Origin of the sequence: Actinopolymorpha sp. B11F2 (genome assembly GCF_040195635.1) — a bacterium.
Taxonomy (GTDB): Bacteria; Actinomycetota; Actinomycetes; order Propionibacteriales; family Actinopolymorphaceae; genus Thermasporomyces.
In genome coordinates this window covers 85,474-99,277 of the sequence record NZ_JBEFTX010000009.1, presented here as the reverse complement: position 1 = coordinate 99,277, position 13,804 = coordinate 85,474, and the positions used below count along the sequence as shown (strand labels likewise).

Genomic DNA, 13,804 nt, shown 5'->3' with positions numbered 1-13,804 from the left:
GAACCTGGCCCGGCGAGCCGGTAGTCAGCCGGTCGAGACGACGAAGAAGTCCTCGGCGAGGCGACCCTCGGGAAGCCCGGCGCGCACCGCGTTGGCGCCAAGCCACTCGCGCACCCGAGTGGGCAACGCGTCCGGGTCGGGATGCTGGCTCTTGTGGGCGAGCAGTGCGGCGATCTTCCGGTCGACCGTGTCTGTCACATCCACCACATGGTTGCTCTCGGGATGGCCGGACAGCCACACCTCGCGGACTGTCCACGGCTCGAGCCCTTCCTCGGCGAGGTCGGGGAAGGAGAACGGATTCCGTGCGGCTGGGTACACCGCCCGGATGGCCGCCTCTCCGGCGGCGAGGTGATCGGGATGGCTGCGCGGCAGGATCGCCCAGTCGCGCTCGGGGCTGGGGCACATCACTCGCTGCGGCTGGAGTTCGCGGATGAGGCGGGTGAGTGACCGGACGAGTTCGCGGTCTGCCTCGAGCTCGCCGTCGACGAAACCGAGAAAGCGTACGTCGGTCACCCCCACGGCGGCGGCGGCCGCCTCCTGCTCGCCACGGCGGATCGCGCCCATCTCAGCGCGCGGGATGTCGAGGTCGAAGCCGCCGCTCTGGCCGTCGGTGCACACGCAGTAGACGACCTCGTGACCGGCGTCGGTCCAGTGTGCGACGGTCCCGGCCGCGCCGAAGTCGACGTCGTCGGGGTGTGCGACGACAACGAGGACCCGGGAGACCTCATGGTCGGGCAGTAGATCAGCCATCACGGCAGGAACCTACCTGACCCGCCAAATTTCGCCCAGGACGGGCCAGCTGCACGGGACGTTCCGAATAGTTTCCAGCGAACGCAGAAAGGGCGAAATCCCACTCCCGAAATCGATTTGCCATTCGTCGCAATTCCTTGGACCAGACGTTTTCCGACGTCTGCGCGACGGGAGATATCTCTTGGCGCCCAATGTGGGGGAGTGATGGGGCATGTCGCCACTACGAATTCCGTCGATCGTACGAGGCCTGCTCATCCTTCTCCTTGGCATACTCCTTGGCTTTTTTGCGGCGAACTGCGCGAACTCGGACGCTCGCGAAGGCGCCACGTCGACGCCGACCGCCACGCGTGCGCCGTCGGTGCGGCCCAGCGCCCTACCTGGTCGCACCGCGGTGGCGAGGGCGACGCTCACCCCCGTGGCCACGCCATCCAGTACGACGCCATCCACCACGGCAACCCCCAGCGCGACGGCGCCCAACGCCACACAGCTGCCCACCAGCAGCGCTTCGCCCAACGCGACTGGCTCCCCCGGCACCTCGCCTTCACCAACCACGTCCGCGTCACCGAGTGTCTCGCCGACACCAGGAACCGCCAGTCCGACCCCGAAGCCGGGACCGGTCGCCCAGCGGGTCGATCGGATCGAGGACACCAGCGCCAAAATCATGTTCCTCACCTTTGATGACGGACCGAGTGTGAAATACACACCGCAGATTCTGCGGATCCTGGCGAAGTACAAGGCGCCTGCCACCTTTTTCGCACTCGGCGATGCCAGTAACGCCAATCCGGACATCGTGAAGCAGATCCGGGCCGCGGGTCACACGATCGGAAATCACACGCACGACCACAAGTCGCTGCCAAGCCTTTCCGACGAGGACGCCCGCGAGGAATTACAAAAGGGACCCGCCTCGCGATGCTTCCGCCCGCCCTACGGCGCCATCAACGACGACGTACGCGCCATCGCTGCCGATCTGCGCCAGGAAGTCGTGCTCTGGCACGTGGACCCGAAGGACTGGGACCGCCCTGGGGCCGACAAGATCGAGGAACGCGTCCTCAAGGGCGTGGCTCCGGGGGCCATCGTGCTGTTCCACGACGGCGGCGGCGACCGGTCGCAGACCGTCACCGCGCTGGAACGGCTGCTGCCCCAACTCATCGAGAAGGGCTACGCGTTCGAGGCCATGCCCTGCTGACATGACCCAGGCGAGCCGGCCCGGCTGGCGCCAGCCGACCTCCCGGACATGGCCACTAGTGGCCATCTTCGGAACAGCGGCTGATCCACGCCACGAGTGCGTACGCCCGCTTTCCCCCGGCCGAAGCCTTCCGAAGCTGGCCGTCCCCAACGCCGCGAGGACCTTGCTGGTCGTGCAAAGCTCGGACGACAGCTCCGAATGTCAGCATTGCTCTCTCGAGGAGAAACCAACCAATGGCGCACAGTAACGGCATTGACCGGCGGGGGTTCCTTTACGGCTCGGCGATCGCCGCTGGCTCGATCATGCTCGCCAGCTGTTCGGACTCGGGGTCCGGCGGCGGCTCCGGCGAGGCGCCAGCTGCTGGGCCCGCGTCGAAGGCGAAGGGTTCGGAGACCAAACCGCTCGCGCCCCCCTCGTCGTTCAAGGAAGCGCCCACGCTCGCTGCCCGCGTCAAGGCGGGCGACCTGCCGTCGATCGATGAACGGCTTCCGGAGGCGCCGTACGTCATTCCCCACCGCTGGGTGGCGTCGGGCAACTACGGCGGACGGCTCCGGATGATCATGGCCGAGAGCTACAGCTCCGCGATCAAGGAGTACATGTACGGGCGGTCGTTCCTGCGCTTCCTCAACGATGGCCTGGACATCGGTCCCGGGCTGGTCGAGAGCTGGGAGTCCAACGAAGACGCGACCGAGTGGGTCTTCCACTTCCGCAAGGGACTGAAGTGGTCGGACGGCGAGCCATGGACCACCGCGGACATCATGTACTGGTGGGACGACATGGTGAACAACGACGACTACACCGGGGTCGACCCACCCGACGACGTCCGCTCGGGCAAGGGGACCGTGGCGAAGGTCGCCGCGCCTGACGAGACGACCCTCACCCTGACGTTCGACGCTCCTGCCCCGATCACGCCGGAACGCCTGGCGGCATGGGTAAACAGCCCGGCCCAGGAGGGTTCCATCGGGCCCCTGTGGATGCAGCCGAAGCACTACCTTCAGCAGTTCCATCCGACGTACAACAAGGAGATCACGAAGAAGGACTGGTACCTCGAGCACGAGGCCAAGGGCAACTTCGGCACCAACCCCGACTGCCCCACGATGACCGGGTGGATGCTGAAGAGCTACCAGGACGGGCGGAGCGTCCTCTTCGAACGCAACCCCTACTACTGGTGTGTCGACAAGGAGGGCAAGCAGCTCCCCTACATCGACGAGGTGCAGTTCAGCGTCGTCATCGACGACGAGGTGCAGAAGCTGCAGATGTCCGAGGGCAAGGTCGACTACGTGCACGGCGGTCACCACGGGCTGGTTCTGGAGGACATCTCCGGGTTCAAGCAGACCGAGGACCGCACCGGCATCCGCGTCAACCTGTGGGACAGCGGCTCCGGCACCGGTTCCATCGTGTTCTTCAACTACGACTACCCGGACAAGGAGATGCGGGAGCTGATCCGCAACCCGAAGTTCCGGCAAGCGCTGTCGTTCGCGATCAACCGGAAGGACATCCGCAAGTCGATCTACTTCGCCACCGGCGAGCTCACGACGGGAACGCTGAGCCCGAAGGGCGAGATGTTCACCCTCAACGACGAGGCCAAGAGCAACTACGTCAAGTGGCGCGACGCCTACGTCACGTACGACGTCGAGAAGGCGAAGTCGATGCTCGACGAGCTGGGCGTCGTCGACAAGGACGGCGACGGCAAGCGGGAGTTGCCGAGCGGTGCCAAGTTGCAGATCTCCCTCGACTATCCCGCGGATGCGACGAACGAACACATCCAGAAGAACAACCGCTACAAGCGCGACTGGGATGCCGTGGGTGTCGCCACCAAGTTGACGCCGGTGGCGCCGGAGGCGTTCGGCGAGACCTGGGGACGCGGCGAGCTGATGACCACGACCGCGTGGGAGGTCGGTGACTGCTCGCCGCTGATCTATCCGGGCTGGGTGATACCGGTCGAGACGGGGCACTGGGCGCCGTTGCACGGCCAGGCGTTCATCATGCAGACGGGTGACCCGAAGAAGCTCGAGCAGCAGGCGGACACCGATCCCTGGGAGCGGACCCCGCCGTGGATTCTGCCCGAGGAGGGTGACCCGATCGACCGGCTGTGGAAGCTCTACGCCCAGGCCAGGGTCGAGCCCGACCGGATGAAGCGGGTCGCCCTGATGTGGGAGATCCAGAAGATCCACATCGAGGACGGGCCGTTCTTCTATGGCGTGGTCGCCAACTACCCGCGCATCGTGCTGGTCCGCGACGGGCTGAAGAACGTTCCCACCCGGGAGAACCTCGCTCTCGGTGGGTGGGTCAACCCGTGGATCCTGCCGTCGCCCGCGGTCTACGACCCCGAGACGTACTTCTGGGAGAAGCCCGACGAACACGCGTAGCCCCTTGGCCGGTTCATGATCATGCGTGGGAAGGTGGGCCTTCTCGGCCCGAGAAACCCCCGTATCCCACGCATGATCATGAACGGTCGTCCCGTGTGGCCGGCGAGCGGGCATATCGACCCTTCGGGGCGTGATGTCCGGGCCTGTCCGGTGTGGACTGTCGGCGCCAGATCGTAGGCTGGGCGTCAAGATGAGTGCTCTCTCTGCAGAAGACCAGCTGGCCTTGCCCGACACCGCCGCCGCACCCGGCACCCCGTCCGACGCCGCGCATGATGACGGCGCACCGGACGCTGTCCAACGTGACGGTGGCGCGCCATCCGACAGCACATCGGACGGCACGACATCGGACGGCGCCGCTTCGGACGGCACGACAGCGGACGGCGCGACCGACGGTGGCGAGCGGCAGCCGCGCCGGCACCTGGAACCTGAGGAGATCCTCGAGGGACTCAACCCGTCGCAGCGGGCCGCCGTCCTGCACGAGAAGCACCCGCTGCTGGTGGTCGCTGGCGCGGGTTCGGGCAAGACCCGGGTGCTGACCCGCCGGATCGCCTGGCTCCTGGCCGAGCGCAACGCCCGCCCCAGCGCCATCCTCGCGATCACCTTCACCAACAAGGCGGCCGGCGAGATGCGGGAGCGGGTGGCCGCACTGGTCGGCCAGCGTGCCGCTTCGTACATGTGGGTCTCGACCTTCCACTCCGCCTGCGTCCGCATCCTGCGGCGCGAGATCAAGCGGTTCGGCCTGTCCTCGTCGTTCTCGATCTATGACGACGCCGACTCGCGGCGGCTGATGACGCTGGTCTGTCGCGACCTCGATCTCGATCCCAAGCGCTACAACCCGCGCGCAGTCCTCAACTGGGTGTCCAACCTCAAGAACGAGCTCATCGACCATGAAGAGGCGGCGCGCGGCGCGCACACCCATCTGGAGAAGACGTTCGCCGAGTGCTACGAGCTCTACCAACGCCGCCTGGGTGAGTCGAGCGCGCTGGACTTCGACGACCTGATCATGACGACCGTGCATCTGATGCAGGCGTTCCCGGAGGTGCGCGAGCACTACCGGCGGCGCTTCGCGCACGTGCTGGTCGACGAGTACCAGGACACCAACCACGCGCAGTACGCCCTCGTCCGTGAGCTGACCAGCTCCGATGGCGAGGACGACAGCCCGCACGGCGAGCTCATGGTCGTCGGCGACGCCGACCAGTCGATCTACGGATTCCGCGGAGCGACGATCCGCAACATCCTGGCGTTCGAGGAGGACTTCCCCGATGCCAAGGTGATTCTGCTCGAACAGAACTACCGCTCCACCCAGACGATCCTCTCCGCCGCGAACGCCGTCATCAGCCGCAACGCCGGCCGCAAGCCCAAGAACCTCTGGTCCGACGCCGGCGACGGTGCCCCGATCGTCGGCTACGTCGCCGAGGACGAACACGACGAGGCGCAGTTCGTCGCGGAGGAGATCGACCGGCTCGGTGACGAGAAGGCCGCCAGGCCGAGGGACGTCGCCGTCTTCTACCGGACGAACGCACAGAGCCGGGTGTTCGAGGAGATCTTCATCCGGGTCGGCCTTCCGTACAAGGTCGTCGGCGGTGTGCGGTTCTACGAACGCCGTGAGGTCCGCGACGCCCTCGCCTACCTCAGGTTGCTCGCCAATCCTGAGGACGCCGTGTCGCTGCGCCGGATCCTCAACGTCCCCAAGCGTGGGATCGGCGACCGTGCCGAGGCGGCGGTCGAGGCCTTCTCCCAGCGGAGGCGGCTCACCTTCTGGCAGGCGCTGCGCCAGGTCGACGAGATCGGCGATCTGGCGACCCGTTCGGCCAACGCCATCAAGGCGTTCGTCGGCCTCATCGACGAGTTGTCCGATGCCGTCGCCGAGGGCCAGCCACCTGCCGACGTTCTCGAGCAGATGCTCGCCAAGACCGGCTACCTCCACGAGCTGGAGGTGTCCGGCGACCCTCAGGACGAGACCCGGGTCGAGAACCTGGCCGAGCTCGTCGCGGTGGCCCGTGAGTTCTCCGAGGCCGCCGAGTCCGAGGACACGCCGGCGACCCTGGCCGACTTCCTCGAGCGGGTCTCGCTCGTCGCCGACGCCGACCAGATCCCCGACAACGCCGAAGACGAGGGGACGGACGACGGCGGGGTCGTCACGCTGATGACCCTGCACACGGCGAAGGGGCTGGAGTTCCCCGTGGTGTTCCTCACGGGCCTGGAGGACGGCGTGTTCCCTCACTCCCGGTCACAGAGTGACGCAAAGGAGTTGGAGGAGGAACGCCGGCTCGCCTACGTCGGCATCACCCGGGCCCGTCAGCGGCTCTACGTCTCCCGCGCGGTGGTGCGCAGCGCGTGGGGTGCACCGCAGCAGAACCCCGGGTCTCGCTTCCTCGACGAGGTCCCCGCAGAACTCGTCGAGTGGCGGCGTACGGAGGTCGACCACACGTCGTGGAGCTCACAGTCGGCGACCGCGCGCCGGGCGGAGAGGCAGGCGCGGCGCCCGGGCCAGAAGCCGGTCATCTCCGTGGCGGCGGGCGACCGGGTTGTGCACGATACGTTCGGCATGGGGTCGGTGGTGGCGACAGCGGGACAGGGCGACAACGCCGAGGCGACGGTCGACTTCGGATCGGGTGGGGTGAAGCGGTTCCTTCTGCGGTACGCACCACTGGAGAAGCTCTGAACCGCGGCGCTACGGCGGTTACCGCGTCCCGGAGCTGGTGCTCATGCTCCGCGGATCCCGCGGGCCGATGGTCCTGAGGCGTTGGTTCTGCGGCGTACGGACCTGAGGCTCACGGTCGTGGGGCGGTGCGGGTGTGGCCGGCACGGTAGCGGCGCATCTTCGCGCGGGCGCCGCAGCCCTTCATGCTGCACCAGCGCCGGCTGTTGTTCCTGCTCTCGTCGAGGAAGATCCAGCGGCACTCGGCGCAGCGCTTGAGCCGGTGGAGGTCGCCGGTCCTGAGGAAGTCGACGACGTACCTGCTGAGCTGCCACAGGACGAACGCAAGCTGGCGCGGCGCCCCGGGCGGCCATGTCCAGTCGTACCCGCCTGATTGTCGCCGACCTGGTGATCCGGCCCCGGCCGGCATCCGGAGACGTGCGGCACCGATCGCGTCGGCGTGGACGTCGCGGATGTGGTCGAGGGCGTCGGTCGGTGCCGATTCGTTCGCCGTGGCGGCGCGGAGCACCCGGTCGACGCTGGAACGCAGGAACCGCGCGTCGTCCAGGACACGAGCCGCATCGGCGGGCCGTGTGCTGGCGAGTGAGCGGAGGGTGTCGGCCTGGTGGGCGTCGATCAGGTGGGCGCGCTCTGTCCAGATGAGCAGGTCGTCATAGCTGTGGACGCACTCGTCGAGGGTCTGATGATCACCGCCGAGCGTGTTCACGAAGTCGACGGCCGGGTGGCCGCCGATCAGCTCGATGCGCGCGATGTCACCCACGTTACTCCCAAAATGGTCGTTTACAGGTAACGAGACGATAGTGTGACCAGTAAAACCGGCTAACACGGGTAACTGTAGGCGGATAAGGCAACGAAAGGTAGCGACTGTGAACGACGTGATGATCAACGCTCTCGCCCATGCCCGGCTCGACGACCTGCGCAGAGCCGCCGCCAGGAAGCGGCTGGCCGCCGAGGCGCGCCGCCCCGCACCGAGCGGTCTGCCGACCAGGGTCCTGGTACGCATCCCTCGCCAGCGTCGGTGGTTTGCGGGAGGTGAGAGGCGCGTACGAGGAGCCAGGGCCGGGCGAGTCGGACGGGGCACGTCGTGAAGCAGTCCACCGACCACATCCTCACCACCCACACCGGCAGCCTGCCTCGCCCGTCCACGCTGACCGACGCGCTCGAGCGGCGGTACCGCGGTGAGGCCGGAGACAGCGACGAGTTGGCCCGGGCCATCCGGGGTGGAGTGTGCGACGTCGTACGCCGGCAGGTCGGCGCCGGCGTACAGGTGGTCAACGACGGGGAGGCCAGCAAGATCGGCTACTCGACCTACGTCAAGGAGCGACTCGACGGATTCGACGGGGAGAGTACCCCGGCCGCGCCGCCTCCCGACGCCGCGGACTTCCCGGCGTACTGGGCGGAGCGTCACGGTGACCCGGGCGCTGTGCGGCCCGCCTGCACAGGGCCCCTGGCGTACCAGGCTCTCGACGCCGTACGCACCGACATCGCGAACCTCAGAGCGGCCCTCGACGGCGTGGACGTGGCCGACGCGTTCATGACGGCCGCTTCGCCCGGAGTGGTCGCGCTCGCTCTTCCTGGACAACCAGCACTACCCCAGCCATGAGGCGTACCTCTTCGCGCTCGCCGAGGCGATGAAGGCCGAGTACGACGAGATCCACCGCGCGGGGTTCGTCCTCCAACTCGACTGCCCGGACCTCGCAGCGGGACGCCACCGTGATGGCGAGTCGCTCGAGGACTTCCGTGGCCGGGTCGCCCTCCACCTCGAGGCACTCGACCACGCCACCCGCGGCATCCCGGAGAGCGACCTACGGCTGCACCTGTGTTGGGGCAACTACGAGGGACCGCACACGCGTGACGTACCCCTGGTCGACATCCTCGACCTGGTGCTCGCCGCCCGCCCTACCGGCCTGTCGTTCGAGGCGGCCAACCCACGGCACGCCCACGAATGGACGCTCTTCGCCGACGTCGGCCTGCCGGAGGGCAAGGTGCTGATTCCCGGGGTCATCGACTCCACGACCAACTACGTCGAGCATCCTGAACTCGTCGCGCAACGCATCCGCACCTACGCCGAACTCGCCGGACGGGAGAACGTCATCGCCGGTACGGACTGCGGGTTCGCGACGTTCGCCACCTCGCTGACCGTGCATCCCACGATCACCTGGGCAAAGCTGCGCGCGATGGCAGACCGTGCGGCGATCGCGTCCGAGCGGCTGTGGAACGGCGCCGGATAGCGGCTCGCGGCGGACTCAGATCGGCAGGCCGAGCCCGCGCAGCCAGGGGAGCGGGTCGATCGGGTCGCCGCCGCCCGGGCGTACCTCGAAGTGCAGGTGCGGGCCGGTGGAGTTGCCGGTGCTTCCGACGTAGCCGATGACGGTGCCCGCCGACACGTAGCCGCTGGTGTATTCGTAGTCGGACATGTGGCAGTACCACGTCTCGGTACCGTCGTCATGGCGTACGACGATCTTGTTGCCGTAAGGGCCGTCCCAGCCGGCGAAGGTGATCTCGCCAGCGCCAACCGCTCGGATCGGGGTGCCCATCGGCGCGGAGAAGTCCTGGCCGGTGTGGTCGGAACTCCACATGCTTCCGGACTGACCGAAGCCCGCGGAGGTCCGGAAACTGCGCAGCGGCAGGAACCACTGGATAGCGCGTTCGAAGACCTGCTCGCGCGTGGCGTCGGAAGCCTTGTCCACGATCAGTTCGAGCTCACGGGTGCGCTGCGCCTCCCAGGCCGCGCGTTCACGTTCGGTCTCCTGCCGAAGCTCGGCCGCGCGCTGGGCGTCGGAGTCGTCGATCCCTGGATCGACGCTGGCCGCGCCACCGCGGGAGCGATCAGCCCGACCCGCTGCGGCACTGCGTGCGTCCTGCAGCTGGCCGAGGGAGAGCGCGACACCGGTCGGAGGTTTCTGGGCGTTGTCGTCGATACCCGCCGCGGCGACCGAGTGCAGGGTGACGGCACCGGAGGCGGCAGCGACCAATGTCGCGACACTTGCGACGGCGGGAATGGTCGGGAAGGCCCGGGCCGTCGCCGTACGACGGCGGGTGCCGGGCTTCTTGCGCCTGCCCGCGAGCGCACTGCCGGTCCGGGGCGGGTTGCTGGACGTCGTGCGCAGCGTGACCCGCGGGCCAACCGGCCGGAGGCGCCCTTCGGTGAGCGCGTCCTGGCGAGTGGTCGCGGTGTCTCGACGGTCGCGGCGGCCGTCGAGCTGACTCGCGCTCGCCGAAGAGTCGTGACGGGCTCCGGGGGAGTCCTTGCGGGCGGCACCGGGCTCGCGGCGGTCGGCACCGGGCTCGCGGCGGTCGGCACCGGGCTCGCGGCGGTCGGCATCGGGCTCGCGGCGGTCGGCACTGGGCTCATGGCGAGGAGATGGGGAGGGCTGGCGGATGGTCGGGGTGTCGAGGTGTCCGACCGGGGTTGCGGCTGGTGGGCTCGCCAACCTGAGACGCCGGTCAGCCACGGCGCTCGACCGAAGTCCTATCGCGTTCGATCTGCTGGTTTGGCGGGCGTTCCGGACCGGCTGGCTGCGATCTACCTGGATGCCGCGGTCGGGCTGGATGCCGCGGTCGGGCTGGATGCCGCGGCCAAGCTGGCTGGTGCGTTCGAGGCCATTCGTAGGTGTCGGCTGGCTCGACCGGGGCGGCGGTGGGCTGTTCCAGTCACCGCGCGCCGCGCGTTTGCCTACGGCGGTACGACCAGCTTCGCTGGTGCGCCACGCTGATGTCGGTGGTCGGCCGTAGGGTGGCGCCGCCTGGTTGAGCCGGGTCGCGTCACGGCCCAGGTCCAGGCGAGTACCCCGGTCCGGTCGTGCGCTTTGCTCCTGTCGGGTGTTCTGCTCCTGTCGGGTGCTCTGCTCAGGTCGACGGGCCCGCTCTGGGCGGCTGCTCGGCGTCGTCCGGACTGCCGGGCCGGCACTACTCGACTGCGTGCGGATGCGTCGACCTGGCTGCGGGGCCGGAGGGGCGGAACCAGAGCGCCGAAAGCGGCTGGCAGGCGCAGCTCGGTGCTTCGCTGCCTCGGCCACAGGGATGAGACCTTCCTCGACGGCTGACAACTGGAGAGCAAGGTAGGAACGGCGGAGACGATAACGGATGCATCAAGCTGTGCCAAATGCCTCCGCGGCGATTATGCCGGATCTGGTCTGAGAAAGTCCCCATAAACTGGACATAGCAAGACGTGCCGCTACACAAAGTGTTCGACTGCCGCCAGTTTGTTACCCAGTGCTTTGCTGGGCGGGCGCCCGGCAGTCGGAATACCTTAGGTTCAGCACGTCGATGAGACCGCGCAGCGAAGTGCCCGGGCCGCGACGACACCTTCCGGGCGCGATCACAGAGCTCCGGGTCCACGACAGCTTCCGGGTGCGATGGAGGAGCCGGTACATGACAGGCGCCGAGACCACGAGTTCCCCCTCCGCGGCGGACGACGCGAATCCGGACGCCGAGCCGCACGACGTTCAGCCGGGCACGGCGGCGAACGACGGCCGAACCAGCCGGGCGCCGATCCGCATTGTCGTCGCCAAGCCGGGCCTCGACGGCCACGACCGCGGGGCGAAGGTGGTCGCGCGTGCCCTGCGGGATGCGGGCATGGAGGTCATCTACACCGGCCTTCACCAGACCCCCGAGCAGATCGTGGAAACCGCCCTCCAGGAGGACGCCGACGGCATCGGTCTCTCGGTCCTGTCCGGGGCACACATGACCCTCTTCCGTACGCTCATGCAACTCCTGCGCGATCGCGGCGCCGACGACATCGTGGTGTTCGGGGGCGGCATCATCCCCGAGGCGGACATCGAGGCCCTCGCCGAACTCGGGGTCGCGAGGGTCTTCACGCCCGGCACGTCGACCCACGAGATCGTCCGCTGGGTACGCGACCACGTCGCCGAGGCGACCGAGTACGCCGGTGGATCGGGCGCGACCAGCTGAGCCGCGCCGGGCGGGCCACCTCCTCGGGTCACCACTCCCGGACGAGGGCGGTCCCGAAGCCGTCGCCTATCTCCCCGCGCACCGGTCTCCTGCTTCCAGATTCGCGATCGCAGCTCGTTGTCGACGTACTGGACGCGCACGATCCCGCCGGCTCCGTCGTCCTCACCAGGTGTTCCGATGACGTAGAGCGCGCGGTACTCCCACGGGGCGTCCTCCGGGTCCTCGGCGTAGAAGAAGTCGAAGGTGGCGAGAGTGGCGCCGAAGCGGTCGCCGGGTTCGACCCGGCCGGCGGCGGGGCCTTGGCTGAGCCGCTCGCCCTCGGCCGCGATCTCCACCGACTCCGATGAGTGGGACAGGAAGGCGAAGGAGTTCACCATGCCGGCGTCCCGGACAGTCCCGATGTCCCCACCTGGGACGCCCACCAGGACCGGGTACTGCTGCTCGTCCTCGTCCTCGTAGTAGGGCAGGAAGCTGGTGATCGCCGACCCGAACCGGTCGCCGGCCCCTCCGCGGACCCGGCGAAGCCGTACGTGTTCTGAGTGACCCCGAAGTTGAGATTCTGGATGCTCTCGTAGGAGTACGAGACAGCAACCGCCATGCCCGCGTCGATCGCCTCGCCCAGGTCCTCGCCTGGGACACCGATCCAGAGGGTGCCCTCGGCGAGCCGGAAAACGGCCGCTCCGAACTCGTCGCCCGCCTCCGCTGTACCGGAATCCCCGGGCGTGTCCTGGGTCAGCAGGGCGTACCCCCCGACTCCGACCAACCACGGTGGATGACCGCGCCGGCGCGGGCCTCGTCCCCGACCGACTCGCCCACTGCGCCGGCGGCGAACTGCTCCGCGCTGGCGATCATCGGTGCACCCCACTGATCGCCAACCTCTGCCTGTCCAGGGACCCCGGGTGAGTCCTGGGTCAGCTGGACGCCCTCGATGTCGACGCCATCGCCAGCAAACGTCATGGTGAGCTCCACGACTCCTCCGGCGTCGGTGAGGGAGCCGACGTCGAGCCCGGGTGTGCCGACGTACAGGCGTTCAGTGTGCGGTTCGGCCGGGGAAAGGCCATGACCGCCGATCGCGAGGCTCTCCCCGAACCGCGCACCGGCCTGTGCCTCGCCGGGTACGCCGTCGGTGCCCTGGACGAGCGTGCGCCAGTACCGCAGACCCGTGTCGGCTCCGAGGTAGATGGCACCGCTCAGGCATCACTCAGGCCGTCGACGTCCTGTCCCGGCGCACCGACGATGAGGTCGGAGCACGTGTCGTCGTCGACGTACGCGGTGACGATCGTCGTGCCGAAGCGGTCGCCGGCGCGGTAGTCCGCCGGATGCAGGATCTGCGGTGCGCGGTCGGCGTACCTCACCTCGACCGCGCCGGCATCCGGCTGGGTTCCGAGGTCCTCACCAGGGATGCCGATCGCGAGGTCAGGCCCCTTCCGGTCGTTGTCGAAGTCGGGACTCCTTTTGTCCGTGTCCCGCAATCCGCCGAAGTGGGGGAGAGGGTGAAGGCCGACGGGTGGAGGACCCAGATCATCGCGACGAGGACAGCGAACGAGCAGATCATCGCAGCGGCGAGCACAGCGAGCGAACGAGTGGGCATAGCGCCACACCTCCGGCGGGAACCCGCCTTCGTCTGTGTCCTTTCGTATGTCAGGGACGACCCACAAGCGCTGGATGGGGTTGCCGGTGTGACGAAACAAGTCGATCATCGGTGGTGGGCCCCGGTCGGCCGCGTGCCTGGTGTCGGACAACGCAGGGCATTTCTCACTTTCCGCGGGCCGGAATTGTGCGGTCGCGCTCGCGCCCTTGGGCGGCACCCGGCGGTCACGGCGGCCCCGAGCAGGGTTAGGCTCGCGGCCGGGCCTGGGAGCAAGGGCTCCGACCACGGAGCCGGCACGGGCCAGGCGTACGCGAACCGACCAGGAAGAGCGC

At 68.3% G+C, this 13,804-nt stretch carries 14 protein-coding genes; 8 read left to right on the top strand and 6 right to left on the bottom strand.

What is annotated here, in order from left to right; genetic code table 11:
* Window positions 1–24: 24 nt before the first annotated feature.
* Entirely contained in the window at window positions 25–750 is a 726-nt protein-coding gene (locus tag ABN034_RS17695; protein ID WP_349692104.1) for a PIG-L deacetylase family protein, read from the bottom strand.
* 211 nt (window positions 751–961) lie between these two features.
* Here ABN034_RS17695 and ABN034_RS17690 point away from each other — a divergent pair, with 211 nt between their 5' ends.
* The 3 genes from ABN034_RS17690 (at window position 962) to pcrA (ending at window position 6,970) form a co-directional block, all read left to right on the top strand.
* Complete coding sequence (locus ABN034_RS17690; protein ID WP_349692103.1) at window positions 962–1,936, top strand: polysaccharide deacetylase family protein; 975 nt, start codon at window positions 962–964, stop codon at window positions 1,934–1,936.
* A gap of 233 nt (window positions 1,937–2,169) precedes the next feature.
* The gene (locus ABN034_RS17685; RefSeq protein ID WP_349692102.1) at window positions 2,170–4,305 is read left to right on the top strand and encodes an ABC transporter substrate-binding protein; all 2,136 of its coding nucleotides are present in this window, start codon (window positions 2,170–2,172) and stop codon (window positions 4,303–4,305) included.
* A gap of 190 nt (window positions 4,306–4,495) precedes the next feature.
* A complete protein-coding gene (pcrA, locus tag ABN034_RS17680) occupies window positions 4,496–6,970 on the top strand; it encodes a DNA helicase PcrA (protein ID WP_349692101.1) in 2,475 nt (824 codons plus the stop codon).
* Between the two features lie 109 nt (window positions 6,971–7,079).
* Here pcrA and ABN034_RS17675 read toward each other — a convergent pair whose 3' ends face one another.
* On the bottom strand, window positions 7,080–7,727 hold the full coding sequence (locus tag ABN034_RS17675; RefSeq protein ID WP_349692100.1) for a CGNR zinc finger domain-containing protein: 648 nt from the start codon (window positions 7,725–7,727) through the stop codon (window positions 7,080–7,082).
* Between the two features lie 106 nt (window positions 7,728–7,833).
* Between ABN034_RS17675 and ABN034_RS17670 the strand changes: the two genes are divergently transcribed.
* From ABN034_RS17670 to ABN034_RS17660, 3 genes are read left to right on the top strand one after another with little or no spacing between them, the layout of a single operon-like run.
* The gene (locus ABN034_RS17670) at window positions 7,834–8,055 is read left to right on the top strand and encodes a hypothetical protein (RefSeq protein WP_349692099.1); all 222 of its coding nucleotides are present in this window, start codon (window positions 7,834–7,836) and stop codon (window positions 8,053–8,055) included.
* Window positions 8,052–8,570, top strand: coding sequence for a uroporphyrinogen decarboxylase/cobalamine-independent methonine synthase family protein (locus ABN034_RS17665; RefSeq protein WP_349692098.1), 519 nt, complete (start codon window positions 8,052–8,054; stop codon window positions 8,568–8,570). Before ABN034_RS17670 ends, ABN034_RS17665 begins: the two co-directional genes overlap by 4 nt.
* Complete coding sequence (locus ABN034_RS17660) at window positions 8,542–9,198, top strand: uroporphyrinogen decarboxylase/cobalamine-independent methonine synthase family protein (RefSeq protein WP_349692240.1); 657 nt, start codon at window positions 8,542–8,544, stop codon at window positions 9,196–9,198. The genes ABN034_RS17665 and ABN034_RS17660 overlap by 29 nt, the downstream gene beginning before the upstream one ends.
* Before the next feature lie 15 nt (window positions 9,199–9,213).
* Here ABN034_RS17660 and ABN034_RS17655 read toward each other — a convergent pair whose 3' ends face one another.
* Window positions 9,214–10,422: a M23 family metallopeptidase gene (locus tag ABN034_RS17655; protein WP_349692097.1), complete on the bottom strand. Its 1,209-nt coding sequence runs from the start codon at window positions 10,420–10,422 to the stop codon at window positions 9,214–9,216.
* Window positions 10,423–10,461: 39 nt separating this feature from the next.
* Between ABN034_RS17655 and ABN034_RS17650 the strand changes: the two genes are divergently transcribed.
* Both ABN034_RS17650 and ABN034_RS17645 read left to right on the top strand, forming a co-directional pair.
* Window positions 10,462–10,683 (top strand): hypothetical protein, encoded by a 222-nt coding sequence (locus ABN034_RS17650; protein WP_349692096.1) that lies wholly within the window; start codon window positions 10,462–10,464, stop codon window positions 10,681–10,683.
* Between the two features lie 658 nt (window positions 10,684–11,341).
* A complete protein-coding gene (locus ABN034_RS17645) occupies window positions 11,342–11,881 on the top strand; it encodes a cobalamin B12-binding domain-containing protein (RefSeq protein WP_349692095.1) in 540 nt (179 codons plus the stop codon).
* 370 nt (window positions 11,882–12,251) lie between these two features.
* On the opposite strand, the gene ABN034_RS17640 is transcribed toward ABN034_RS17645, so the two are convergent.
* The 3 genes from ABN034_RS17640 to ABN034_RS17630 all read right to left on the bottom strand — a co-directional run bounded on the left by ABN034_RS17640 (window position 12,252) and on the right by ABN034_RS17630 (window position 13,353).
* Window positions 12,252–12,644, bottom strand: a complete 393-nt coding sequence (locus ABN034_RS17640; RefSeq protein ID WP_349692094.1) for a hypothetical protein — start codon at window positions 12,642–12,644, stop codon at window positions 12,252–12,254.
* Window positions 12,614–12,838, bottom strand: a complete 225-nt coding sequence (locus tag ABN034_RS17635) for a hypothetical protein (protein ID WP_349692093.1) — start codon at window positions 12,836–12,838, stop codon at window positions 12,614–12,616. The genes ABN034_RS17640 and ABN034_RS17635 overlap by 31 nt, the downstream gene beginning before the upstream one ends.
* Window positions 12,839–13,071: 233 nt before the next feature.
* Entirely contained in the window at window positions 13,072–13,353 is a 282-nt protein-coding gene (locus ABN034_RS17630) for a hypothetical protein (RefSeq protein ID WP_349692092.1), read from the bottom strand.
* Window positions 13,354–13,804 lie beyond the last annotated feature (451 nt).

What these genes read in the sequence shown, in the direction of transcription:
- ABN034_RS17695 (WP_349692104.1), bottom strand. Translation starts at nt 750, where the DNA reads ATGGCTGATCTACTGCCCGACCATGAGGTCTCCCGGGTCCTCGTTGTC.
- ABN034_RS17645 (WP_349692095.1), top strand. Translation starts at nt 11,342, where the DNA reads ATGACAGGCGCCGAGACCACGAGTTCCCCCTCCGCGGCGGACGACGCG.
- ABN034_RS17685 (WP_349692102.1), top strand. Translation starts at nt 2,170, where the DNA reads ATGGCGCACAGTAACGGCATTGACCGGCGGGGGTTCCTTTACGGCTCG.
- ABN034_RS17690 (WP_349692103.1), top strand. Translation starts at nt 962, where the DNA reads ATGTCGCCACTACGAATTCCGTCGATCGTACGAGGCCTGCTCATCCTT.
- pcrA (WP_349692101.1), top strand. Translation starts at nt 4,496, where the DNA reads ATGAGTGCTCTCTCTGCAGAAGACCAGCTGGCCTTGCCCGACACCGCC.
- ABN034_RS17635 (WP_349692093.1), bottom strand. Translation starts at nt 12,838, where the DNA reads ATGACGTTTGCTGGCGATGGCGTCGACATCGAGGGCGTCCAGCTGACC.